Origin of the sequence: Streptomyces sp. Edi2 (genome assembly GCF_040253635.1) — a bacterium.
Lineage (GTDB): Bacteria > Actinomycetota > Actinomycetes > Streptomycetales > Streptomycetaceae > Streptomyces.
Genome location: NZ_JBEJGX010000003.1, coordinates 8,581,010 through 8,602,142, shown reverse-complemented (window position 1 = coordinate 8,602,142; position 21,133 = coordinate 8,581,010). Strand labels below are relative to the sequence as shown.

At 68.9% G+C, this 21,133-nt stretch carries 22 protein-coding genes and 4 pseudogenes; 15 read left to right on the top strand and 11 right to left on the bottom strand.

Annotated features, from left to right (window positions below; genetic code table 11):
• Nucleotide 1 precedes the first annotated feature (1 nt).
• Nucleotides 2-316 carry a type VII secretion target gene (locus ABR737_RS41145; protein WP_336052252.1) on the bottom strand — a complete coding sequence of 105 codons (315 nt, stop codon included), beginning with the start codon at nucleotides 314-316 and terminating at the stop codon, nucleotides 2-4.
• A gap of 572 nt (nucleotides 317-888) precedes the next feature.
• Between ABR737_RS41145 and ABR737_RS41140 the strand changes: the two genes are divergently transcribed.
• The 4 genes from ABR737_RS41140 (at nucleotide 889) to ABR737_RS41125 (ending at nucleotide 2,840) form a co-directional block, all read left to right on the top strand.
• The gene (locus ABR737_RS41140) at nucleotides 889-1,086 is read left to right on the top strand and encodes a hypothetical protein (protein ID WP_350256251.1); all 198 of its coding nucleotides are present in this window, start codon (nucleotides 889-891) and stop codon (nucleotides 1,084-1,086) included.
• Nucleotides 1,087-1,189: 103 nt separating this feature from the next.
• Nucleotides 1,190-1,684 (top strand): NUDIX domain-containing protein, encoded by a 495-nt coding sequence (locus ABR737_RS41135; RefSeq protein WP_350256250.1) that lies wholly within the window; start codon nucleotides 1,190-1,192, stop codon nucleotides 1,682-1,684.
• Nucleotides 1,685-1,820: 136 nt separating this feature from the next.
• A complete protein-coding gene (locus tag ABR737_RS41130) occupies nucleotides 1,821-2,147 on the top strand; it encodes a hypothetical protein (RefSeq protein WP_350256249.1) in 327 nt (108 codons plus the stop codon).
• Between the two features lie 279 nt (nucleotides 2,148-2,426).
• A complete protein-coding gene (locus tag ABR737_RS41125) occupies nucleotides 2,427-2,840 on the top strand; it encodes a hypothetical protein (RefSeq protein WP_350256248.1) in 414 nt (137 codons plus the stop codon).
• 77 nt (nucleotides 2,841-2,917) lie between these two features.
• On the opposite strand, the gene ABR737_RS41120 is transcribed toward ABR737_RS41125, so the two are convergent.
• Together ABR737_RS41120 and ABR737_RS41115 are read right to left on the bottom strand one after the other, a co-directional pair.
• Complete coding sequence (locus tag ABR737_RS41120) at nucleotides 2,918-3,316, bottom strand: PIN domain-containing protein (RefSeq protein ID WP_350256247.1); 399 nt, start codon at nucleotides 3,314-3,316, stop codon at nucleotides 2,918-2,920.
• Nucleotides 3,313-3,597, bottom strand: a complete 285-nt coding sequence (locus tag ABR737_RS41115; protein ID WP_350256246.1) for a hypothetical protein — start codon at nucleotides 3,595-3,597, stop codon at nucleotides 3,313-3,315. The genes ABR737_RS41120 and ABR737_RS41115 overlap by 4 nt, the downstream gene beginning before the upstream one ends.
• Before the next feature lie 154 nt (nucleotides 3,598-3,751).
• Here ABR737_RS41115 and ABR737_RS41110 point away from each other — a divergent pair, with 154 nt between their 5' ends.
• From ABR737_RS41110 to ABR737_RS41095, 4 genes and pseudogenes are all read left to right on the top strand, one after another.
• On the top strand, nucleotides 3,752-4,117 hold the full coding sequence (locus tag ABR737_RS41110) for a hypothetical protein (protein WP_350256245.1): 366 nt from the start codon (nucleotides 3,752-3,754) through the stop codon (nucleotides 4,115-4,117).
• A pseudogene (locus ABR737_RS41105) lies at nucleotides 4,114-4,784 on the top strand (nucleotidyl transferase AbiEii/AbiGii toxin family protein). The gene ABR737_RS41110 and the pseudogene ABR737_RS41105 overlap by 4 nt, the downstream one beginning before the upstream one ends.
• A gap of 285 nt (nucleotides 4,785-5,069) precedes the next feature.
• Nucleotides 5,070-5,432 (top strand): hypothetical protein, encoded by a 363-nt coding sequence (locus tag ABR737_RS41100; protein WP_350256244.1) that lies wholly within the window; start codon nucleotides 5,070-5,072, stop codon nucleotides 5,430-5,432.
• A gap of 130 nt (nucleotides 5,433-5,562) precedes the next feature.
• Nucleotides 5,563-6,849, top strand: coding sequence for an outer membrane protein assembly factor BamB family protein (locus ABR737_RS41095; RefSeq protein ID WP_350256243.1), 1,287 nt, complete (start codon nucleotides 5,563-5,565; stop codon nucleotides 6,847-6,849).
• A 198-nt stretch (nucleotides 6,850-7,047) separates the two neighbouring features.
• On the opposite strand, the gene ABR737_RS41090 is transcribed toward ABR737_RS41095, so the two are convergent.
• Nucleotides 7,048-7,305, bottom strand: coding sequence for a hypothetical protein (locus tag ABR737_RS41090; protein ID WP_350256242.1), 258 nt, complete (start codon nucleotides 7,303-7,305; stop codon nucleotides 7,048-7,050).
• 762 nt (nucleotides 7,306-8,067) lie between these two features.
• On the opposite strand from ABR737_RS41090, the gene ABR737_RS41085 reads away from it, so the two are divergent.
• Nucleotides 8,068-9,414 carry an FG-GAP repeat domain-containing protein gene (locus ABR737_RS41085; RefSeq protein ID WP_350256241.1) on the top strand — a complete coding sequence of 449 codons (1,347 nt, stop codon included), beginning with the start codon at nucleotides 8,068-8,070 and terminating at the stop codon, nucleotides 9,412-9,414.
• Nucleotides 9,415-9,810: 396 nt separating this feature from the next.
• Here the strand turns inward: ABR737_RS41085 and ABR737_RS41080 are convergent, their stop codons facing one another.
• The 3 genes from ABR737_RS41080 to ABR737_RS41070 form a co-directional block, all read right to left on the bottom strand.
• Nucleotides 9,811-10,398: a hypothetical protein gene (locus ABR737_RS41080; protein WP_350256240.1), complete on the bottom strand. Its 588-nt coding sequence runs from the start codon at nucleotides 10,396-10,398 to the stop codon at nucleotides 9,811-9,813.
• A gap of 61 nt (nucleotides 10,399-10,459) precedes the next feature.
• A complete protein-coding gene (locus ABR737_RS41075) occupies nucleotides 10,460-10,927 on the bottom strand; it encodes a PhzF family phenazine biosynthesis protein (protein ID WP_350256239.1) in 468 nt (155 codons plus the stop codon).
• Nucleotides 10,928-11,105: 178 nt separating this feature from the next.
• Nucleotides 11,106-12,725, bottom strand: a complete 1,620-nt coding sequence (locus ABR737_RS41070) for an amidohydrolase (RefSeq protein ID WP_350256238.1) — start codon at nucleotides 12,723-12,725, stop codon at nucleotides 11,106-11,108.
• A gap of 145 nt (nucleotides 12,726-12,870) precedes the next feature.
• On the opposite strand from ABR737_RS41070, the gene ABR737_RS41065 reads away from it, so the two are divergent.
• Nucleotides 12,871-13,839: an Lrp/AsnC family transcriptional regulator gene (locus tag ABR737_RS41065; RefSeq protein ID WP_350256237.1), complete on the top strand. Its 969-nt coding sequence runs from the start codon at nucleotides 12,871-12,873 to the stop codon at nucleotides 13,837-13,839.
• Between the two features lie 105 nt (nucleotides 13,840-13,944).
• On the opposite strand, the gene ABR737_RS41060 is transcribed toward ABR737_RS41065, so the two are convergent.
• Complete coding sequence (locus tag ABR737_RS41060) at nucleotides 13,945-14,235, bottom strand: hypothetical protein (protein ID WP_350256236.1); 291 nt, start codon at nucleotides 14,233-14,235, stop codon at nucleotides 13,945-13,947.
• Between the two features lie 21 nt (nucleotides 14,236-14,256).
• Here ABR737_RS41060 and ABR737_RS44035 point away from each other — a divergent pair.
• Nucleotides 14,257-15,132 (top strand): annotated as a pseudogene (locus ABR737_RS44035) (helix-turn-helix domain-containing protein); the annotation flags it as partial.
• A 44-nt stretch (nucleotides 15,133-15,176) separates the two neighbouring features.
• Nucleotides 15,177-15,365, top strand: a pseudogene (locus tag ABR737_RS44030) (hypothetical protein); the annotation flags it as partial.
• Between the two features lie 49 nt (nucleotides 15,366-15,414).
• Here ABR737_RS44030 and ABR737_RS41050 read toward each other — a convergent pair.
• Nucleotides 15,415-15,792: a MerR family transcriptional regulator gene (locus ABR737_RS41050; protein ID WP_350256235.1), complete on the bottom strand. Its 378-nt coding sequence runs from the start codon at nucleotides 15,790-15,792 to the stop codon at nucleotides 15,415-15,417.
• A gap of 75 nt (nucleotides 15,793-15,867) precedes the next feature.
• Between ABR737_RS41050 and ABR737_RS41045 the strand changes: the two genes are divergently transcribed.
• Complete coding sequence (locus ABR737_RS41045; protein WP_350256234.1) at nucleotides 15,868-16,596, top strand: SDR family oxidoreductase; 729 nt, start codon at nucleotides 15,868-15,870, stop codon at nucleotides 16,594-16,596.
• 47 nt (nucleotides 16,597-16,643) lie between these two features.
• Here the strand turns inward: ABR737_RS41045 and ABR737_RS41040 are convergent.
• Nucleotides 16,644-18,788, bottom strand: a pseudogene (locus tag ABR737_RS41040) (catalase); the annotation flags it as partial.
• A gap of 117 nt (nucleotides 18,789-18,905) precedes the next feature.
• Nucleotides 18,906-19,334, bottom strand: a complete 429-nt coding sequence (locus tag ABR737_RS41035) for a hypothetical protein (protein ID WP_350257121.1) — start codon at nucleotides 19,332-19,334, stop codon at nucleotides 18,906-18,908.
• A gap of 369 nt (nucleotides 19,335-19,703) precedes the next feature.
• Here ABR737_RS41035 and ABR737_RS41030 point away from each other — a divergent pair, with 369 nt between their 5' ends.
• Together ABR737_RS41030 and ABR737_RS41025 are read left to right on the top strand one after the other, a co-directional pair.
• Nucleotides 19,704-20,339: an ATP-dependent Clp protease proteolytic subunit gene (locus tag ABR737_RS41030; RefSeq protein WP_350256233.1), complete on the top strand. Its 636-nt coding sequence runs from the start codon at nucleotides 19,704-19,706 to the stop codon at nucleotides 20,337-20,339.
• Nucleotides 20,340-20,344: 5 nt separating this feature from the next.
• Nucleotides 20,345-20,653, top strand: a complete 309-nt coding sequence (locus ABR737_RS41025; RefSeq protein WP_350257120.1) for a hypothetical protein — start codon at nucleotides 20,345-20,347, stop codon at nucleotides 20,651-20,653.
• Nucleotides 20,654-21,133: the final 480 nt, after the last annotated feature.

The following is a 21,133-nucleotide window of genomic DNA, read 5'->3' as shown; positions in this document are numbered from 1 at the left end:
GTCACTTCCCCCCGAACTGCTGCGCCTGCGCGGAGTCAGATTCCTGGTAGGAGGCAACGGTGTGGTGCAGGCCCGCGGCGTAGTGCTTCAGTCCGGCGCTCAGCTGCCGCAGGGAAGTCACTGTGTGACGGGTCATCTCCACGTATTGGGAGAGGACTTCGGTGGACTCGGACATCACACCGAAGGCGTCATCCACGTTCTCCGCCCGCGAGGCGAAGGTGCTGATGCGGCCGTCCAGATGGTCGGAGGAGGACGTGAAGTCCTTGGCCAGAGCCGTGACCGGCTCGGGATGTATCGAAAAATGCTCGTGCGCCAACGCAGCCCCCCATGGTGAAGCCGTTTGTGATCAATGCGCCCAGAGAGCGTAGGCACACAGGTCCCGAATACTTGCTCGATTGGGTATGGGATTTATGGACCCTTGACGCAATCCGAAGGCCCCGCAAATGCGCTCTTTAACCTCGATCGTTCATGAGTCCTCGTCAGTTTGCTGACGGACTCTGTGCTTGTGTGGTGTCGTCTTTTCGGGTCGGGGGGCATGCTGGTGGCCCAGTTGTCGCGTCGGGTGGGTGCCGGGTTCCCACTTCCCGGAGTGGGTGGTGCGGGACGTTGGGACGGTTGAAATGGCTGCTCAGCCGGGTTTGCGGGGCTTGCAGTTGGTCCATGGCGCTGGTGATCACGTGCGTCCAGGGCCATCGGACGGGCAGGCGGAGCCAGCGGCGGCGACCGGTGTGCACGAGCTGTGCGGCGGCGGAGCACATGCGGAGGCGGGAGCTGACGGACCAGAGCACCACCTCTATCTGGAGCCCACGTCAGATCCCCGCCTGGGCTCACATGGTCGGGCCCGGCTGGACCGCCTGCTCGACCAGCTCCACCGCGACCTGCTCGCCCTTGCCCCGGACTACCAGCTCGACAAGCCTCACCACCAGGTTCGGCGGCCTACGTATCCGTCTCGCCGACCGCTTCGACGAGGCCGGCGAGAACGACGGCGCCTTCATCGACGCCGCAACGGCCCTCACCGACGACGCCGAGACCGTCTTCGAGCACACCTGCGAGCGCTGCGGAGCCCCCGGCTGGCTTTGTACGTGAGAACGGGTTCCGGCTCAACTTCTGTGGCCAGTGACGGTGAGCGACTGTGCTCGGCCCACCTGTCCGATCACATCACCCTTGCCCAGGCAGTTAGCGTGTCTGGATGCCATCCGTGAACCTGCGTCACTCAGTACGCGCGATCATCCTCGGCGAGGACGACCGCATCCTTCTCTGCCGGTTCGCGATTCCGGAGCCTGCGGGAACGGTGGTGTGGGCAGCTCCGGGCGGAGGGATCGAGCAGGACGAGACGTCACTTGCCGCACTGCGCCGTGAACTGCAGGAAGAGGTGGGCCTCGCGGTCAGGACCGATCCGCCGCACGTGTGGCACCAGGAAGTTGTGGCGCCTGGACATGCCGCGGGCTACGACGGCGTCGTCAACGACTACTTCCTCGTGCGCACTGCCGGGTTCAACCCGCGCGCGACGCTGTCCGACGACGAGCTCGCCGCGGAGAACATCAGCGGTCTGAAGTGGTGGCACTCGCGCGAAGTCGCCAGTTATGACGGTCCCGACCTGTTCTCCCCCCGCGACCTTGCGACTCCTTTGATGGCATTGATCACCTCTGGTGTTCCAGCCAGACCGGTGCTGCTCGGCCTCTGAGCAGACAGTCCGCGTCACGGCGCGAGCAGGACTCGCTTTCGCAGGAGGGCGAAGCCCGCGCGGCCGAACATCTTGCGTTTGAGCATCTTGATCCGGTTGACGTGTCCCTCGACCACGCCCGAGCTCCAGCGCGGTCGTGGTCGATGCCCGCCGCCAAGGCGGCTGCCCGCAGCTGGAGGACCTGACCGGTCCGGCCCGCGGCGCGGTCGACCTGCCGCTGCACGTGGTCTGGTCGGGCCGCCGCTCCTACGGCCTGGAGCAGCCGCGCTCCCGGATGAGCCTGTACCGCACCGTCCTGGCCGAAGGACAGCGCCAGGACCTGATCGACTTCCTGAACCGGGACCTGCTCCTCGCACAGTGGCCCGTGCTGCGCACGCTGATCAGCCGCCCGATCAGGGATATGCGGGAAGGCGCTTTCCCCGAGCTCACCACCGCCCGCGACGGACGTGTGAAGGGGAGCTAGCGGTGCGTTACGTAACGGGATGGTTCAGCTGGCGTTGGGGTCCTTGCCCGCGAGGGAGGAGAGCAGCTCCACGAGAGTGGCGTTGATGTTCCGCTGCTCGCCGATGAACCCGTCGCCCCTCCTATCTCCTTGGCATGCGCGAGGCCGCCGCCGTCGCCATGCCGCGTCAGCACGGACCAATCCCGTCTAGCGGCCGCGTTTCGCCGTCCCGTCAGCCGGACAGGCCACACGACGGGACCGGGGCGAGAATGGAAGCACCGCCGCGCGGTGGAGGAGCGCATGACGGCGCAACTGTTGCGGCAGGCCGCGACGCTTCTCCGGCGCCGCGCAGCCGAGGCGACCGATTCACCTGACGAGCGCTGGATGGTGGACCAAGACGAGACGGGCACCCTGATCCTGGCCGCCTTCGCGCCGGAGGATGTCGAGCCGGACGGGACGGTGAGCAACAGCGTCCTCGCCTCGTTCGCCTACGCCGACGACCCCGAGCAACGCACCCACGCGCAGGCCCTGGGGGCAGCTGCGCACATGGCCGGGCTGGACCCGCAGACCGCGGTCCTGCTCGCCGCATGGCTGGAGACCACCGCGTCGCTCCAGGACCGGGCTGAGGAACTCGGCGACGTCGAGGGAGCGGCGCCGCTCGTCGAGCCGGCCGGCTGCTTCGCTCGCTCCTACCTGCGGACGGCCACCCGGTGAGCGCGCACCGCGACCGCGGCGATGGTGACCCAGTGGTTCAGGCGGCGGGCAGTGCCCGGTCGTTCCGCGGAGTCCTGTCAGTGGAAGCCCAGCATTCCGGGTGAGTCGATGTCGACGGTGACCACGCCGGGCGGGTAGGCGTCCTCGTTGCCGGTCAGCAGGATCGACATGCCAGTGAACTCGGGGCGTGGCAGTGCGCAGTACAGGGCGTGGCAGGTGTCGGGCCCGCCGTAGCCGTCGCGGATCATGGTGCCGACGCTGACGGCGGCCATGGTGTCGAGGCTGTCGACCACCACGGAGGAGAGGGCGAGGACGTGCTGCGAGAGGTCTTCTTCGCCGGCTTCGGCCTGGGTCAGGCACAGGGCGGGGATGTTGAGGCGTTCGCCGGGTGTCTTCGCCATGTTGCCGGCCAGGAGGTTCAGCGTTTTGTGGCCATCGGCGAGTGCCCTGACGGCACTAGTGTCCAGGATGATCACGCGGCGGTGCCCCTGGCGGCCCGGACCTTCTCGGCAGCGATCTTGTAGATGTTGCCGAGCACATCGGGAGCTTGCTCGAACTCCTCGTCGGGGAGGTCCACGCCCATCATGCGGCGTACGGCCTCCCGGTCGGCGGCCAGCCGTTCAGCCCGCTGTGCCGCAGTCGGCTGCTCCGCGGCGAGCGCTTCGACCAGCTGGCCGATGCTCACGCCGCGCTCCTTGGCCAGCTCAGCCAGGTGATCACGGGTCTCCCGGAGGACCTGAATCGTCGTCGATGCCATAGGTAAACTATAGAACAACTATGGGGCTGGGGTCTCCCCCGGTCTCCCTCTTTTGACCATGAGCTCGGCGGCCGGCCGTCGCGGGTAACGCACTCACCCCTCGAGCTCAGCCGCGGCGTAGCAACCGCTGGGCCCGCCGGGCGATACTGGGGGCATGACCGTGCAGCCTCCGTCGTCTCCGCCGAACGCGTTCGAGCTGTTGTGTGCCCAGTACGCACAGCGGCTGCCCGCGCATCTGGAGGACCTGAACGGTCCCACCCACGGTACGGTCGACCTGCCGCTGCACGTGGCCTGGTCGGGCCGCCGCTCCTACGGCCTGGAGCAGCCGCGCTCCCGGATGAGCCTGTACCGCACTGTCCTGGCCGAAGGACAGCGCCAGGACCTGATCGACTTCCTGAACCGGGACCTGCTCCTCGCACAGTGGCCGGTGCTGCGCACGCTGATCAGCCGCCCGCTCAGGGACGTGTGGGAAGCCGCTTTTCCTGAGCTCGCCACGGCGTCGGCCGCGACGGCCGCGTGAACCTGACGGATTTGCACCGCCGGCTCCTGGCCGACGTCCTTGCTATCGGCACGCCCTACCCGCTGGTGATCACCGGCGGGTATGCCGTGCAGGCCCACGGCCTGGTCGACCGGCTCTCCCAGGACCTGGACGTGGCCATCGAGAGCCCGGCTCCTATCGACGAGATCGTCCGTACGGTCGGTGACGGGCTGGCCGAGCGTGGCTGGGGTGTGCGGCACATCGAGCCCAGTCCGTTGTCGGGCCGGCTCATCGCCACCGACCCCGCCACCGGCGAGGAGTGCGAGGTCGACGTCCTCAAAGAGGCGTTCTGGGCACAGCCGACAGTCACCGAGTACGGGCGGTTCTCGCGCTGGACGACGGGATCGCGACCAAGGTCCGCGCGCTCGCGGACCGCGGCGCGGTCCGCGACCTCATCGACGTCCACGCCGCCACCCGGCATCGCTCCACCGCCGACCTGGAAAACCTTGGCCGCCGCCACGCCCACTTCGAGTTCAGCCTCCACGATATGCACGACCGCCTCGCCGGTGCCGAGTGGTGGGATGACCAGGACTTCGCCGACTACGGACTGAGCCCTGAGCAGGTAGAGGACCTGCGCGCCTGGGCCCTGGGCTGGGCCGGCGATCTCGACACCCGGCTCTACGCCGGGGAAGACCCGGACGACAACTGACCTCGCTGCGCAGCAGCCCTGGCCATTCCCGCCTCCGCCCTGTTTCTCATAGGCGGCCAGTGAGTTGAAGTCGTCCGAAGGCCGGCTGGCTCGAACTCGGGCGGTGACCGCCGTCCAGGTGTGCCATCGCGTAGATTTGCTCTTCCGGGGCGGGTCATCATCCCAGTGCATCGCTCTCAACAGCGGACAGACCTCCGACCAGCTCGGGCGCTGCTCGTAGCGGATGCGGGGGGCGGCGGGGCCGGCGTCGCGGTAGAGCTGACGGATGTCGCGGACGATGTCGTCGTGATCGCTCAAGTCGATGTAGTCGGGGTCGACGGCGTGCCCGAGGAGGCCGAAGAGCATGTGCATCTGTTTCCGCTTCGCGCCACCCGGCCACACCGCGTTGGCGCTGTCCTGCAGGTACTCGGCGAGCAGGCCGGGCCAGGGCATCCGGACGGGCGCCGGAGGGGACGTGCCGGCCCTTGCGGCGAGTTCGGCGGCCCGCATGGTGGTGCCCGCTGCGTTGGTGGACCGGTCGGCACGCTACTGCAGATCGGGGACGGCCAGGAGCCGGCGGGCCAAGGCGATGATCTCGGCCCGGTGCTGGTCGGCCCACAGGGCCTCGGCGTGGCGGTCGCGCTGGGAGCGGTAGCACCGGCAGCGTGACGACCGCGACCGCGGCGGCCCCGAGCGCTGATTCCGATCCGGTCAAAATCGGCGCAGCGACTGAGCGTTGGCGGCACGACACGTAGTTTCGGCAGGGCGATCTGGTCCCGGACATGGAGGAAAGTCTCGAATGCGCTCGATCCTGAAGGTCTCCGCTGCCCTGTCAGCCACGCTGGTGCTGGTGGCCGGGTGCGGTGGGGCCGCGGAGCCAGGGGCCGACCACAAGCCGAAGGCGTCGAAGTCGAAGAAGCCAGCCGCCAGCGCTCCCCCGCGCAAGAGCTACGACCCACCACAGCGGTTCGCCGCGAAGGGCGTACCGCTCCCCGAAGCCGCCGGCCGCGGAAGCATCACCAGGGACGGGACGGTCCCCAGGCCCCTGCCGCTCGCGCTGCACGGCACAAATGCCTACGTCGCGGCCGCCGACAGCCTCCAAGTCATCGACACCGGCACCGGCACCGGCACCGGCAAGACGACGGCGACCGTACGGCCGCGCCACAAGCCGGTCGCCGAGTCCGACGCGGAGACCGACGCCCCGGTCCTGACCCACGACGGCCAGCTGATCCTCGTACCCTTCCTCGTCGAATTCCCGGGCAAGGGCACCACACCAAGCCAAGTCGGCATCGAACTGGACGCAGTGGACACCAAGACCAACAAGACCGCATGGACGGTCGACCTGGATGACCTGCCCAGCTGGGGCAGTGAGCACGACTCCCGGGTCCGGGTGGTCGCCGCCACGAAGAGCACCGCCGTGGTCAGCGCATACGGCGGAGACGCCGTCACATATGCGGTCGACCTCGGCACCCACAAGGCCTCCTGGCACAAGGAACACGTCGGCACCGCCACCGTCATCGGCAACACCGCCGTGTCCGTCACCAGCAAGGACAGCGTCCGGCAGCAGGTCATCGGCCTCGACATCAACCACGACGGCAAGCAGATCTGGAAGAAGCTGGACGGATACGAGCTGACTGCGCATCCCGCCGGCCCAGACCTGATCGCCATCACCGGCAACGACTACAACAGCGGCGACGCCATGGGCGTCGTACTCGCGGCGGACGGGAGCCAGGCCGCTGAACTCTCCGGCGACCTGTCCGGTCTCGCCTGCCACTACGACGATGCCTCGGTCACCATCTGCCAGACCGAGGAGCCCCGCACCATCGCGCTGAACGCCACGACCGGCAAACAGTTGTGGAGCCTGCCGGACAAGGGCGCCAACCGCGTCGCCCCCACCGTCACGGCCGCCTGGCACGGCGTGGTCTACGGCACGACCAGCAACGGCCCCGTCGCCCTGGACGCCAAGACCGGCGCCGACCGCAGCACCTCCCCCGGCGCTTCCCCGAACGCTGTCAACGAGTACACCGGCGTTGCCCTCAACGAGACCGACCACCGCACGCTGATCGCCCACCCCGCCACCGGCTGACCGTCCCACCAAGCACTGAGGGCCCGGCAATCGCCGGGCCCTCAGTGCTTCCGCCCTGGCGGGTGTCAGTAGAACGCTGACGCCGCAAGAGCCTTGCCGTGGTGGCTCTAGAATCAAACAGGGCGACGGGAAGCCGGAGCCCGCCACGGCCTGATGTGATGTCAGTGCCCCGCGCCACACTGGCCTCCTCGCCGACCATCAGGGAGCCAGCGACGTACGCAGCTCGAAGGCGTACTCAAATCCCTCGGGGTAGGCGCCGATCGCGCCGACCATCGCGTCCGGGATCAGGACCAGATCGGGTTCGAGATCGAGGACCTCCTGGGCCGTGGCCAGCTGGACCACGGCCCAGCCGGGACCGTTGTCGACCCACTGATGAGCCACGGCCCTCTCCCGCCTGATGCCGAACGCGGCCACGATCTGATTCAGGTAGTCGTCGTCGAGCGCGCCGTCGCGCACCCGGGGCGGGGCGGCGAAGGACAGAGTGTCCTCTGTCCTCTGCCATCCAATCGAGGCGTTTGACAGCGAATCCAGCCGTTTCGGCTTCGCTGGCAGTGAATCCAGTCGTGAGGGGGTGAGCGCGCGGGGGGTGTCGTATGTCGGTATCGGCAAGGGCGGACAGCGCCGTGCCGTACGTCGAGTTGTCGTGGGTGGAGGGCGTGCGCGGGCGTCGGCGGCGTCCGTTGCTGGACCCGGCTGATGAAGGTCTTCTGGCCATCCGGGCCGCTAATGGCCGGGCCGACGCTGCCCGTGTTGTTCCACCTGTTGTGGAGGCGGGAGTTGTCCGCCGAGGGGATGGCGGTCGAGTTGCTGGGGTCGCGCACGGTCGTGCGCCTGGCGGGCGGGGGGGTATCGGATGACGGAGGACCGGCGACGGGCGACGGGCTCCACCGGCGCCCGGATCGCAGAGTCCCCAAGAAGGGCGCTGGCCAGGCTCGTTGGTCGGCGGGCCACATCCGGGAGGTGCTGCTTGGCTTGCCGCCGGATACTCCCTCGATCTCGCCCTCGGCGTCCTCGGTGAGCTAGCGGACGGCGTGAGGATCAGGCAGACGTCCCAACCGTGTAGCTGGGCCGCGCGCATCGCTTCCCGGCAGAGGCCCTGGCTCACCGCCCTACGTACCCGTGGGCCGCAACGGGGGGGCAGGGCCGTCGTGCATCACCCCCGTAACAGAATGATCCACTTCCTTGTGCGGCCCGCGTCCACGCCTGTGCAGTGGGCTGATGCACTTTCCGACGGCAGGCGGTCCGTTCTTCCGCCACCTGCGCGTGTGGCACGCCGTGGTGGCCTCTCTCGTCGTGGTGGCGGTGGTGGCGTTCCTCGTCCTTCTCCCGTCCGACGACGGTGTGCGCTCGGTACCCGGCAGTCCCTGCCGACCGGTCGTTTCCGCGTCTGAGGACACGCCCGCGACCCCCGACCTCGACGGGGACGGCTTCGCCGATCTGGTGCACGAGATTTCCCGGTCGTTGAAGGTCGACGTGGTCGTCGTGCCCGGCTCCGAGCGCGGTCCGGACCACGACCGCACGACCGTCCTCACGCAGGACGACCTCGGTGTGCCGGACGACATCCAGGTGGGCGACGACCCGCTCCAGCCCACGGTCGCCGATCTGGATGAGGACGGCCACGCCGACCTCGTCGTCAGCAGCGCCGCCCAGGTCCTGTGGGGAGGCCCCAAGGGCCCGCGGGCCGACGGGCCGCACGGGCGCGTCCCGCTGCCGGGCAGCGGCTACCACTCCGCGCCGATCGCCGGCGACTTCGACGGGGACGGCCACACCGACCTCGCGGTCTTCAAGGACTCGGGCGATGAGCAGGGCGAACTGGTCGTCCTCAAGGGACCGTTCAAGCGCTCGGGTGCCCCCGCCCGGGCCGTGAAGATCCCCAGCCCGGTCCACAAGGGCGCGACACCCGTGCTGGTCGCCGGGGACGCGAACGACGACCGCGCCACCGATCTCGCGCTCTACGACTCCCCGTGGGATCCGCCCCTGCTGTTCACCGGCGGCGCCCGTACCGCCAGCGGCCTGAGCAAGGAGCCCGAGCGGCTGCCGGAGGGCGAGAACGTCGTCTTCGGCGACTTCGACGGCGACGGTCGGCAGGACGTCGCTGTCGGCCGGAGCTTCGTCGACAGCGACGACGAGGAGGACACGCCTCACCGGCGCGGTCAGGTCAGCGTCCGCTATGGGAAGGAGCCGGGGAAGTGGGTCACCATGGAAGGCGGCGACTTCAAGGAGGGCTTCGGCAGCAAGCTCGCCGCCGCAGACTTCAACGGCGATGGCTGCGACGACCTGGCCGTCCAGCTCACCAAGAAGAAAGAGACGGGGGACGCGCGGATCGAGGTGCTGCGGGGCGGCTCTGAGCACGGGCTCGGGTCGAAGCCCTGGCGCGCCACCAAGCGCTCCGTGCCGGGTGACGACGGCTCCAGCGACGGCATGCTCTTCGACACCCACGACTGGGACGGCGATGGCCGCGCAGAACTGGCACTCTTCGGCGGGGGCAGGTGGTGGATCACCGACGGCACGGACCGCGACGAGGCATCCTTCCCGCTCACCCCTAGCAAGAACCAAGGTTCGTAGACACCTGTTTGTTGTCCCAGCCCGTGAAACGGCCGGCCCTGGGGGTGCCGGCCGGGACCTGCACCTGGACCTGGACGGAGGTTCAGGGGGCTGGCCCTCCAGGACCGCGACCCGATCGGACGCCCACGTTCTCACCCCGAGGCGGTCGCCGACGACAAGTCCGACACCTCCCACGGCAATCGCGCCCCCTCTGACACGATGATCCGGTCCATCGAACGTCGTGTTGACACCCAACTCAGTCGACGCAGGTCAGCGCGCTGTACTCGACTAACTAGGCTGTCGAAGCACATCCTCGCTGGCTTTGTTCGCGAGAACGGACAGCAGATGTTCACCATTTCCGGAGGCACCTGAGCTAACCGTGGGAATCGAACAGCCCATGCACAGGGGCCATGCATCTCATGAGACAGGCGGTGCGGCCTTCGCGTAGGCGGCATCGACGTCTGCCCCGGTCCCAGCGAACTGGTATTTCTCCCAGGCGCTTTGCCGGGTGACGCCGAGCGCGTCGGCGACCTTCTGCCAGGACAGCGGCAGATGCCGGGCGTGGGCCACGGTGACCACCCGTAGCGGTTCGATCTTCTGCTCAAGCTCGCGCAGCGCGGTCAGGGCGGCGAGTGGTTGCTCCTGGGTCAGCATGTACAGCCGACTCATCAGGTCGCCCATCTCGTCGGCGACGTCCACCGGATACATCGCTGCGGTGACCGTAGCGATGTGCTGCTCCCAGTCGGTCTTGACCTCGGCCGCGGCCGAGATGGGGTCGCCGTTCACCGGGTGGGCTTCGCCGTGCCAGACACACTGGCACTCGGCTCGCAGTGCGGCCGGCTCTCCGGGGTGCAGGTCGAAGGTGACCAGCCCGGTCTCACCCCAAGAGTCCCAGTCCTGCCAGCGGTGCCCGTTCCAGATCCTGCGGTCCGGAGCCCCGCTTTCATCCAGCGCGCGGGCCAGGCCCTCGTGCTCACGGCGTCCGTCACGGTCGTCATCCCACACGGCGCTTCCTCCTACATCTACGGCAACAGAGCGTCAGGCTACCCTGACGCCCGCGTTCTTGTCAGGCAACCCTGACAGGTCGATGCAGTGTGCCTACACGCCCGATGGGCCCGTGGGGGCGGAAACGAGAATCGAACAGTCGCCGACCGTGGTGCCTCCGGAAATGGTGAACATCTGCTGTCCGTTCTCGCGAACAAAGCCAGTCCTCGCCGCGGCGCACGGTGACCAGGCCTGCGGCGCACTCCTGCACGAGGTACTCGGCGTGCTGCGGTGTGCCGCCGCCGTCCAGCCAGGCCCGCGCGGAGCCGAGCGTGGGGTGCCCGGCGAACGGAAGCTCGCCTCCCGGGGTGAAGATCCGCAGCCGGTAGTCCGCCTCCGGGACGGTGGAGGGCAGGACGAACGTGGTCTCGGACAGATTCGTCCACCGCGCCAGACGCTCCATCTCCTCATCACTCAGGTCCGCCCCGTCCAGGACGACCGCGACTGGATTACCGGAGTAGGGGCTCGTGGAGAACACGTCTACCTGCACGAACGAGCGTGTACGCGGCATGGTCATCGAGGACCCGTCGATAAAGCTGTTGCAGCGGGATCTGCGTATCCCGCCCGTCGGCGGAAGCAGGTCCATCCCAACGGGCGCCCGCACGGCCGCGACAGGGCCAGTCGCCACACAGTGGATTGACTGGCCCTGTCATGAGGAAGGGGCGCGATTAGCGCGTGCCGGCGGGTGTGACCAGGAGGCCGCCGACGAAGGTGTGCGTGGGGCTCAGGTCGCGCAGGGCGTCGCCGGGGCAGTGGGCGGGGTCCTGGTCCCAGACGGTGAGGTCGGCGAGGCGGCCGGGGGTGAGGGTGCCGCGCAGGTGCTCCTCGCCGGTGAGGCGGGCGGCGTTGACGGTGTGCAGGGTGAGAGCTTCGTCGTAGGTGATGGCGTGTTCGGGGCCCTTGACGCCGATGACGGTCTGCCGCGTGGTCATGCCCCAGACCGAGCGCATGGCGCCGAACTGGCCGACGGGGAAGTCGGATCCGGCGCTGACCTCGGCACCCAGGTCGACCCAGCCGCGGGCCGGGAAGAGGCGGGCGACGCGTTCCGGACCCCAGAAGCCCTCCTCCACCTCGGCGGTGTCGTGCAGCAGCGGCTGCTGGATGGTGACGGGAACACCCAACGCGACGGCGCGGGCGCGCTGTTCGGGGCCGGCCAGGCCGCCGTGCTCCATCACCAGCGTGCCGGCGGGCAGACCGGGGTTGCGGTCGAGGACGCGTTCGTAGACGTCCAGGAGGGCACGGACCGCGCGGTCGCCGTAGGCGTGGGTGCCGACCCGCCAGCCGCGCCGGACGACCGCCTCGACCGCCTCGACCAGGGCGTCCGGTTCCCAGATCAGCATCCCGGAGTAGGAGTGGTCGCAGGCGTACGGCTCCTCGGTGGCGCCGGCCTCCAGGCCGCCGTCGAAGCCGAACTTCACACCCCACACCGACAGCCACGGGTCGGAGTTGTCACGCCACTCCTCCATGACGTCGAGCAGGTCCTCGACCTGGGCCGCGCTGGTCAGTCCGAGCGCGGAGATCAGGGCCCGCACCCGGGTGCTCAGCGCCCCGGTCTCGCGGGCGGCCAGGAGCACCGCGTAGTCCTCGGGGGTCACCGCGCAGTCGCGCACGGTCCCGATGCCCGTGGCGGCGTAGTCGCGGCTGGCCAGACGCAGTCCGTCGATGCGCTCGGTCCGGTCCGGGGCCGGGACCAGGTGCTCCACCAGGTGCAGGGCGTTGTCGATCAGCCGGCCGTCCAGCTTGCCGTCGGCGCCGCGACCGATGATGCCACCCGGCGGTACGGGGGTGCCCTCGGTGATGCCCGCCAGACGGAGCGCGAACGTGTTGACGATGTCGTTGTGGCCGCCGCGCTTGACGAGGACCGGGTGCCGGTCGGTGGCCTGGTCGAGTTCGGCCGCGGTGGGCATGCGACGCTCGGCCAGGTTGAGTTCCTGCCAGTTGGTGGTGGTGCGGATCCACTCGCCCTCGGGGGTGACAGCGGCCCGCCGCCGGATCAGGTCGAGGAACTCGGGGATGTTCCGGGCCCGGTGGACGGGGACGTCGTGGGCACCGAGCGCCGCGAAGATCAGGTGGGTGTGGGTGTCGTCGAAGGCGGGCAGCACGGTGGCACCCGGCAGGTCATGGACCTGCGTGTCCGCGCTCACCAGGTGGTCGAGGCCGTCGGGGTCGGCGGACACGGCGGCGATACGGTCGCCGCGCACGGCCAGTGCCCGCTGCGGGGCCTGTCCAGGCACCAGGGTGTGCACCGCGCCGGCGCGGATCAGCAGGTCGGCTCCGTGATCAGTCATCGTCTTCTCCCCCATCTCGCGGGTGCCGGATCCCGAACGTGTCGTTCGGTGACGAGACTGTTGTAGGAGGGATACGGGGATCCATCGCCAAGCTGAAGGCTTCTGCGCAGAAAGTACGCCAGGACATCGGCCTATCATGCGGATCATGCGACAGGTACTCGATGAAACCGATCGACGGATCGCGGCCGCGCTGGTCGCCTCGCCGCGCGCCTCCTGGCGCGAGGTGGCCCGCTGCCTGGGCCTGTCCGAGCGCACCGTCGTACGCCGTGTCGCCCTGCTCTACGCCGACGACACCCTGCGCGGGACCGTCGTACGCAACCCGGCGCGTTTCCCGCACCTGGTTCCCGTCGCCCTGCGCATCCGTTGCCGCCCCAGCAAGATCCGTCAGGTCGCCCAGGCGCTGGCCCGCCGCACCGACACCGTCTGGGTGGACATCCTCGGCGGCGGCGACGAGATCTCCACGGTTTTCTTCCTGGAAGGGCCGGAGGCCCGCAACAACCTGTTGCTGCGTGATCTGCCCGCCACCGACGCCGTCGGCTCCTGGACCGCCCACACCCTGCTGCGCGTCTTCCCCACGGCGTTCCGCTGGACCGCCGGTCTCCTCTCACCCGCGGAACTGGCCGACCTCGCCCCCGATCCGGCGCCGGCGTCGATGCCGACAGCGTCGTACACGCCTCTCGACGTCGACAGCGCGCTGATCGCCGCGCTGGCCGAGGACGGTCGGGCCACCTACACGGACCTGGCCCGCCGCGCCGGCTCCACCGCGCTCACCGCCCGCCGACGGCTAGAGGCCCTCGTGGAGGGCCAGGTGCTGCGCCTGGCCACCGAGCTCGATCTCGCACTGCTCGGCGCGCAGTCCGAGGCGTTGCTGTGGATTGCCGTACAGCCAGGTGCACTGCAGGAGACCGCGCAGACCCTGAGCACCCACCCGCACGTCCGGTTCTGCGCCGCCACCACCGGTCCCGCCAACCTGGTCGCCGCTGTCGCCGCCGCGAACCTCGACGCCCTGTACACCTTCCTCACCGACACCGTCGGCCCCCTCGACGGGGTCACCGCCATCGACAGCACCCCGCTCCTGGCGACTGTCAAACGCACCGGCCTGATCCGCCACTGACAACAGCGCCGCATCCCCATCCGTCGCCGGTGAATCACCCTGAGTATCGAAAGACCTGGCACAGGCACTCGCGTGCAGGCGCCGCCGGGCAAGTGAGGGCCGGCGTCACTTTGCCGCCGGGCGCAGAGGCACGATGCTGGGCGACGGCAGTTGTAGCTGCTGGCGTAGTTCTTCGTTTTCGGCGGTGAGCTGGTTGAGCGCTCGCACGAGTGCGGGGATGTCCCCTCGGAGTCTGGTGAGTTCTTCGTTCTTGTTGGCGCTGGTCTGCTTCAGGCGCGGCTGCTCGAAGGGCCGGTTTTCCGGGGGGACGTAGGTCATGCCGGTTACGCGTTCACCGATGTGGAAGGGCGCGGCCGCGGCGTGGTCGGCTCGCTGGTGGTCTGTCGCCATCGTCATCGTCATCGCCTCGATACAGGGATGGGCCGACGCCCGGGGCGCCGTTGCACTGACAGACAGTCAACGACCAGCTACAGGCATGGGACCATCGGATACCCGGCACCCGCATACGGATATGCGCACAGCGCATACGGATGCCGGGCGCTGGTGGTGGGGCTCGTAGCGTGGGGGTGTGCCGTGGTCATGAACTGGCAGACAGGACCGATCCGGGATGCCTCCCGGGCCGGGGACTACGGCAGGGTGATCGCGCTCGCACGCGAGGAACAGCGCATGAGCCAGAGTCAGTTAGGCCAGGCGTGCGGCCTGTCCCAGTCTGCCGTCTCCCGTCTGGAGAAGCGCGGAGCCGAGGCCTACAGCACGGACATCCTGGCAGCGGCGTCCGCACATCTGGGATTCCCGCCGTCCCTGGTGGGACTCGCAGACGGACACGGACGGCACCGGGGACCGGTGAACGGATCGGACTCCGACGTGGACCGACGAACTTTCCTGGGCGCGGTGGCCGCAGTGGCCGCGACCCCCGTACTCGACGCACTCCCCGACCCCTCGGACACCACCGCCGGCCAGGCCGCCGCCCTGCGCCTGAGCACCAGCGCCTACCGCCGGCTCGACGGCACGACACCGTCGCGGGACCTGTCCGACACCGTGGAGTCCCACCTGCGGCTGATCCAGTCCATCACCCGCAACGCGACGGACGACGCCGAGCGGCGACGGCCGGCGGCCGTCGGCAGTGAGGCGGCGAGCCTGGCCGGATGGCTGGCCTGGGACAAGGGCGACGACGGTTCCGCCCGCTCCTGGTACGGCTCCGCCATCAAGGCCGCCGGCTCGGCGGGCGACCCGCTGCTGGCCGCCTACCAGCTCGGCACCCTCGCCCAGTTCGAGGCGGACAAAAAGAACGCCACCGAGGCCCTCAACCTCACCCGGCGGGCCCGGCGCTCCCTGGGCGCACAGCGCACTCCGCCGCGCACATGGCCGGCAGCGAAATCCTGGTCGGCCTGGCCGATCAGCTACTCGCTGTGTGGGACGGGAAGCCCGCGCGGGGCCACGGGGGCACCGCCGACGTAGTCACCTACGCCGAGCGCACCGGCACCCCCGTGCACGTGGTCTGGCCGCAGGGCGCCACCCGAGGATGACCTAATACTCCAGCCGTAGATCGCTGGTGCGCCGTTCGACCGACCTCGCCTACGGGTGCGTGTCCGTGATCGCGATGACCTCGTCGAGGCGGTCCAGGGCGGCCTGCAGGTCGTCGACCTTGGCCTGGATGCGGTCGCGCTCGGTGCGCAGCATGGCTCGTTGCTCGGCGTCGGTGTGCCCGGAGTCCCAGCACGGAAGGAGTTCCGCGATCCTTCGGCTGGTCAGGCCGGCGGCGAACATCTGCTGGAAGAAGCGCACCAGGGTGACGGCGTCCTGCCTGTAGAGGCGCTGGCCGGATGGGCTGCGCTCCGAGATGAGCAGCCCCTGCTGCTCGTAGTAGCGCACGGCGCGTGTCGAGACACCGGCGGCCCGCGCCACCTCGCCGATGCGGACGAGCCGATCGGCCGCGGTCTCCGTGACGGTCATGGTGATGCCTCTCACCCCGGTCCTGACGACCAGCACTTGCCTTTGACGTTAACGTCAGGTTTTAGCGTACCGGACATGGATATCAACAACTCAGTTGCCCTTGTCACCGGAGCCAATCGCGGCCTGGGCCGCGCCTTCGCCCAGCGCCTGCTCGAACGGGGCGCCCGCAAGGTCTACGCGACGGCCCGCCGACCGGAGTCCGTGGACCTGCCCGGGGTCGAGGTGCTGCCCCTCAACATCGCCGATCCCGCATCCGTGCAGGCCGCCGCCGAGGCAGCCCGGGACGTCTCACTGCTCGTCAACAACGCGGGGATCCAGACGGGGACCGACCTGGTGACCGGTTCGCTGGACGCGGTGCGGCACGAGATGGAGACCAACGTGTTCGGCCACCTGGGAATGATCCGGGAGTTCGCGCCGGCGCTCGCCAGGAACGGCGGGGGCGCGATCGTCAACGTCCTCTCCGCCATGTCGTGGTTCGGGGGCAAGGGCGCAGGCGCCTACCACCTGACCAAGGCCGCCGCGTGGGCCATGACCAACGGCGTCCGCCTGGAGCTCGCCGAGCAGGGCACGCTCGTTACGGCGGTGCACCTCGGCCTGGCCGACACCGACATGGCCGCGGGCTGGCCCGTGGACAAGATCGCGCCGTCGGACCTGGCCGACGCGGCGCTCGACGGTGTCGAGGCGGGCTCCGCCGAGGTCCTCGCCGACCAGTGGAGTCGGGACGTCAAGTCCCGGCTGCCGCTGACGCCGGAAGAGTTCAACGCCGCGATGGACCGAGCCCTGGCGGCGCTAACGGCGGCCTGAGGGGCCCTCGGGCCACGCTGGCTTCGGTCGGTTGCTTCTGAGGTCGGTCACTTGATACTCCATCCGCAGTTGTGGATCTTCATGTTGTGGCCGCGCGTCGACGGTAGTGGCTGGGTGATCTGGTTCAGGGTGGCACTGCCGTCGCTCCCAAGGGCCACTCCGGGGGCGGCCGTCGGCACTCCCGCGGCGTGGAAAACACGCTCGGCGCCGGCCCAGCCGCCGAGCGCCTTGCCGTGGCGGTATGCCTCGGAGAGCATCAGCAGGACCCGGGGATCGGTCTCGGCCCGCTCCGCCTCGGCAGGCTCGCCGGCCTTGGCGTCACGCGCACCATAGGCGTCCTTTCCGGGCCCTGGGGTTCCGGCAAGGATGAGGGCGTCGAACTCGATGGAGCGGGCGGTGGCGAAGGTGCGCTGCACGGTGATCGCCTCACCGCCGGGGTCCAGTTTGCCGCCGGCGGGGGCGATGACCAGGGGGACCATGCCGGCGTCGAGCACGGCCCGGCGCAGGGCGCGTACGCCGTCGAGGTCGCTGCTGTCGTCGGCGACGACGCCGATGATGCGTCCGTCCAGCGGCCAGGTCTGGCCGATCTGGGAAAGTGCGGGGCTGGGGTCGACGGAGGCGAGAGGGCGGTCGGCCTCGGGGGCCGGTAGTCCAAGGCCGGTGGCGACGCCTTCGCAGAGTTCGGGGTCGATGTTGGCGAGGACGTGCAGAGCGCGCTCTTTGATCGCCTGTTCGTAGCACTTGCCCAGCTCGAAGGTGTAGGCGGCGATGATGTGCTCGCGTTCCACCGGGGACATGCTGAGCCAGAAGCGACGGGGCTGGCTGAAGTGGTCATCGAAGCTTGCGGGGGCTTCGCGGACCTTCTTCGCTGCGGGGATTTCAACGGGTACCTCGATGTAGGCGCCGGTGTCTGCTCCGGCGAGGAAGGGGCAGCCGCCGTCGAGGGAGTTGGGCCGGTAGGGCGCCACGCCACTGTGGACCGCGTCCTGGTGGAAGCCGTCCCGCGTCATGTCGTTGACGGGGGCGTGGGTGCGGTTGATCGGGATTTGGGCGAAGTTCGGACCGGCGAGCCGGGTGATCTGGGTGTCGAGGTAGGAGAACAAGCGACCGGCCAGCAGCGGGTCGTCCGTGACGTCGATACCGGGCACCAGGTGGCCCGGGTGGAAAGCGACCTGCTCCGTTTCCGCGAAGAAGTTCGTCGGGTTCGCGTTGAGGGTGAGCAGTCCGATCGGCTGAACGGGTGCACGTTCCTCGGGAACGATGTTGGTCGGATCGAGCAGGTCGATGCCTTCGAAGGTCTGCTCGGGGGTGTCCGGGAAGGTCTGGACGGCCAGCTCCCATTGTGGGAACGCGCCGGCTTCGATGGCGTCGGCCAGGTCACGGCGGTGGAAGTCGGGGTCCATGCCGTTAGTGATCTGGGCTTCCTCCCAGACCAGGGAGTGGACACCCAGCCGCGGCTTCCAGTGGAACTTCACCAGGGTGGTGCTGCCCTCGGCGTTGACCAGGCGGAAGGTGTGGACGCCGAATCCCTGCATCATCCTGAACGAGCGGGGGATGCCGCGGTCGGACATGTTCCACAGCGTGTGGTGGGTGGCCTCGGTATGCAGGGTGACGAAGTCCCAGAAGGTGTCGTGGGCACTCTGGGCCTGTGGGATCTCCCGGTCGGGGTGGGGTTTGCCGGCGTGGATGACGTCCGGGAACTTGATGGCGTCCTGGATGAAGAACACCGGGATGTTGTTGCCGACCAGGTCGAAGGTGCCCTCCGTCGTGTAGAACTTCGTGGCGAAGCCGCGGGTGTCGCGGACCGTGTCGGCCGATCCCCTCGATCCCAGAACTGTCGAAAATCGCACGAACACCGACGTCTCGACGTCCTCAGCCAGGAACGCAGCCTTAGTGATCTTTGCTGCGGTGCCGTAGGCGCGGAAGACGCCGTGCGCGGCCGCGCCCCGGGCGTGGACAACCCGCTCGGGAATCCGTTCATGGTCGAAGTGCGTGATCTTCTCCCGCAGGTGGTGATCCTGCAGCAGCACCGGGCCGCGGGAGCCGGCCTTGAGGGAGTGGTTCGTGTCGTGGAGCCGGTTGCCCTGGGCGGTGGTCAGGAACGGGCCGGCCTAGGCCATCGCGGCTCGGTCCGCACCAGTGGCCTGGCCGGTGGGGCTCACGGTCTCCGGCGCGTCCTGGTCCGGCTTGGGCAGGTCGCCCGGGGCCACCACAAGGTCGCCCCCACCGATCGTGCCGAGCTTTCTTGGCGAGTGCCCATCGAAAGCAGGCGCAATCGGCCGTCTGCGACCTACTCCGACGCGTCAGCTTCACCGTTTTGAACTCGGGCACATTGCTGCTTCTCGATGCGCCGGGCAACCCGATGGGCCTCGCCCCACGCCTTGTGCCACGCGGCTCCCGAGGACTCGTATCCTGTCCCGATCGAGTGAGGCCTGACCTCGCCCGAGGGCGCTGCGGCCATGGAGTCCCACTGCACAGCCGACCACTTCGGCAGTGAGATGCCCAGCAGCATGCGACGAAACGTCTCCCTCTGCGTCATTTCGTGCGGACTGCTTCAGCCCAATGCGCCGGCGGCCACCCGCAGGTCTGCCACTGCCTCGGTGCGGTCGTGCGTAGCGGTCGCGTTGGCACGGACCAAGAGCTCGCGCACCGTCATAGCCAGGTGGACGCGCAGCCGCCCGCTTGGCCAACCCGTCCGACGACGGCGGCTTCGAGGAATTCTTCGAATTCGCGCCCAGCCGGCTTCCAGATCCGCGATCCGGGCCTTCGCTGCCGCCACCTCGGAACGCGCCACCACCAACTCCGCGCGGGTCGCCGTCAACTCGGCCCGCAGCTCGACCACCAGTGCGGCGAGCTCCTCATACGTGGGCAGCGGGCCAGCAGGCGACATGATCCACAAGCATCACCATAACGGACAGCAAGATCAAATCACCCCACCCCGAGGGGCGCCTATTCAGTTACGACTGCGCAAAAGATTTGTGAGACATACGCCCTCGACGAGGAGTCAAAACGGCCTCTGACCTGGACAGTTGACTTGATCACTAGAATCGAGTCTCATTCCAACTGAATGTACATCCTGTACATTTTTCACGAGGAGAGGAGCAGACATGCTGCAACCGACGGCCCGCTATGTCCTTCCGGAGTTCACCGAGCGCACCGCGCAGGGCACGCGCACCATGGACCCGTATTCCAAGCTGCTCGGCGAGCGCATCATCTTTCTGGGCACCCCGATCGACGACACCTCCGCCAACGATGTGATGGCACAGTTCATCCACCTCGAACACGCCGCGCCCGACCAGGACATCTCGCTCTACATCAACTCCCCCGGCGGCTCCTTCACCGCGATGACCGCCATCTACGACACGATGCACTTCGTGTCGTGCGACGTGGAGACCGTCTGCCTGGGGCAGGCCGCCTCCTCCGCCGCGGTGCTGCTGGCCGCCGGCACCCCCGGAAAGCGGCTCGCGCTGCCCGGCGCCCGGGTCCTGATCCATCAGCCGTCGTTCAGCGAACCCGTCGAGGGGCAGGCCAGCGACCTGCAGATCCAGGCGCTGGAGATGCTGCGCACCCGCGACGTACTGGAAGAGATGCTGGCGAAGCACACCGGGCAGACCCGCGAGCGGATCGCCACCGATATCGAGCGCGACAAGATCTTCGATGCCCCCGCCGCCCAGGAGTACGGCCTGATCGACCAGATCACCCGTAACCGCAAGCTGTCGGCGTCCCGGCCCGTGGCGCGGTGAGCCCGATGCTGCCGCCCGAACCGCCGCCGCTGCCCGCACTGACCCGCGCGGAGGGTGAACTCATCGACAGCTACCTGGAGGTGATCGACCTGCTGGGCCGGATCAACCCGGCCCGCTGCGGCGGCACCTACAGCGGCCTGCGCGCCGCCCAGGCGCTGGTCGGCAAGGCCACCCGGCTGCGGGACGCCCTGACGCTGATGCACCACCGGGGCGAGACCGACCTGCACTGCGCGACGCTGACCCGGGCGCTGCGGGTCCTGGACGGCGAGCGCCGGGCCGGGCTGGTGACGATGCCGCCACCCGAGAAGATCTGACCCGGCACACGCATCGTGGCTGCGCATACGGCGTAGCGTCCGCACCCGATCTGAGGAGGCGACGAATTGCGCAGTGCGGGCACAATTCCTCCGTCCCCGATGTTTCGCCCCTGGTCCGCGGGGTGCCACACCCCGCGCCGCGGCACCTGAGGGAACAAAACTAACCATTCGGGGCAATTGTGACCCATCTCACATACGGCATTTTCAACTCGGAATTCGGATGCCAGGTGCGTGACGATCCCTTCGACGACAAGACCCCGCCACAGCGACGGGGCGGTCCGGACGGGCGCCTAATCCCGCCGCCGTGCCGGACGTCCGGTCGACGACGTGGACCGGCGGGAGCGGAGGACCCGAGCAGGACGGGGTCCCGGCCAACACGGCCGAGGGCTCCTTGGGGTGAAGCCGTACGCACGGCCGGGCATCTTCGCCTGCCCGAACCCGACAGGTCTTCCTTCGCAGGCGGCTGACGAAGGGTTTGCG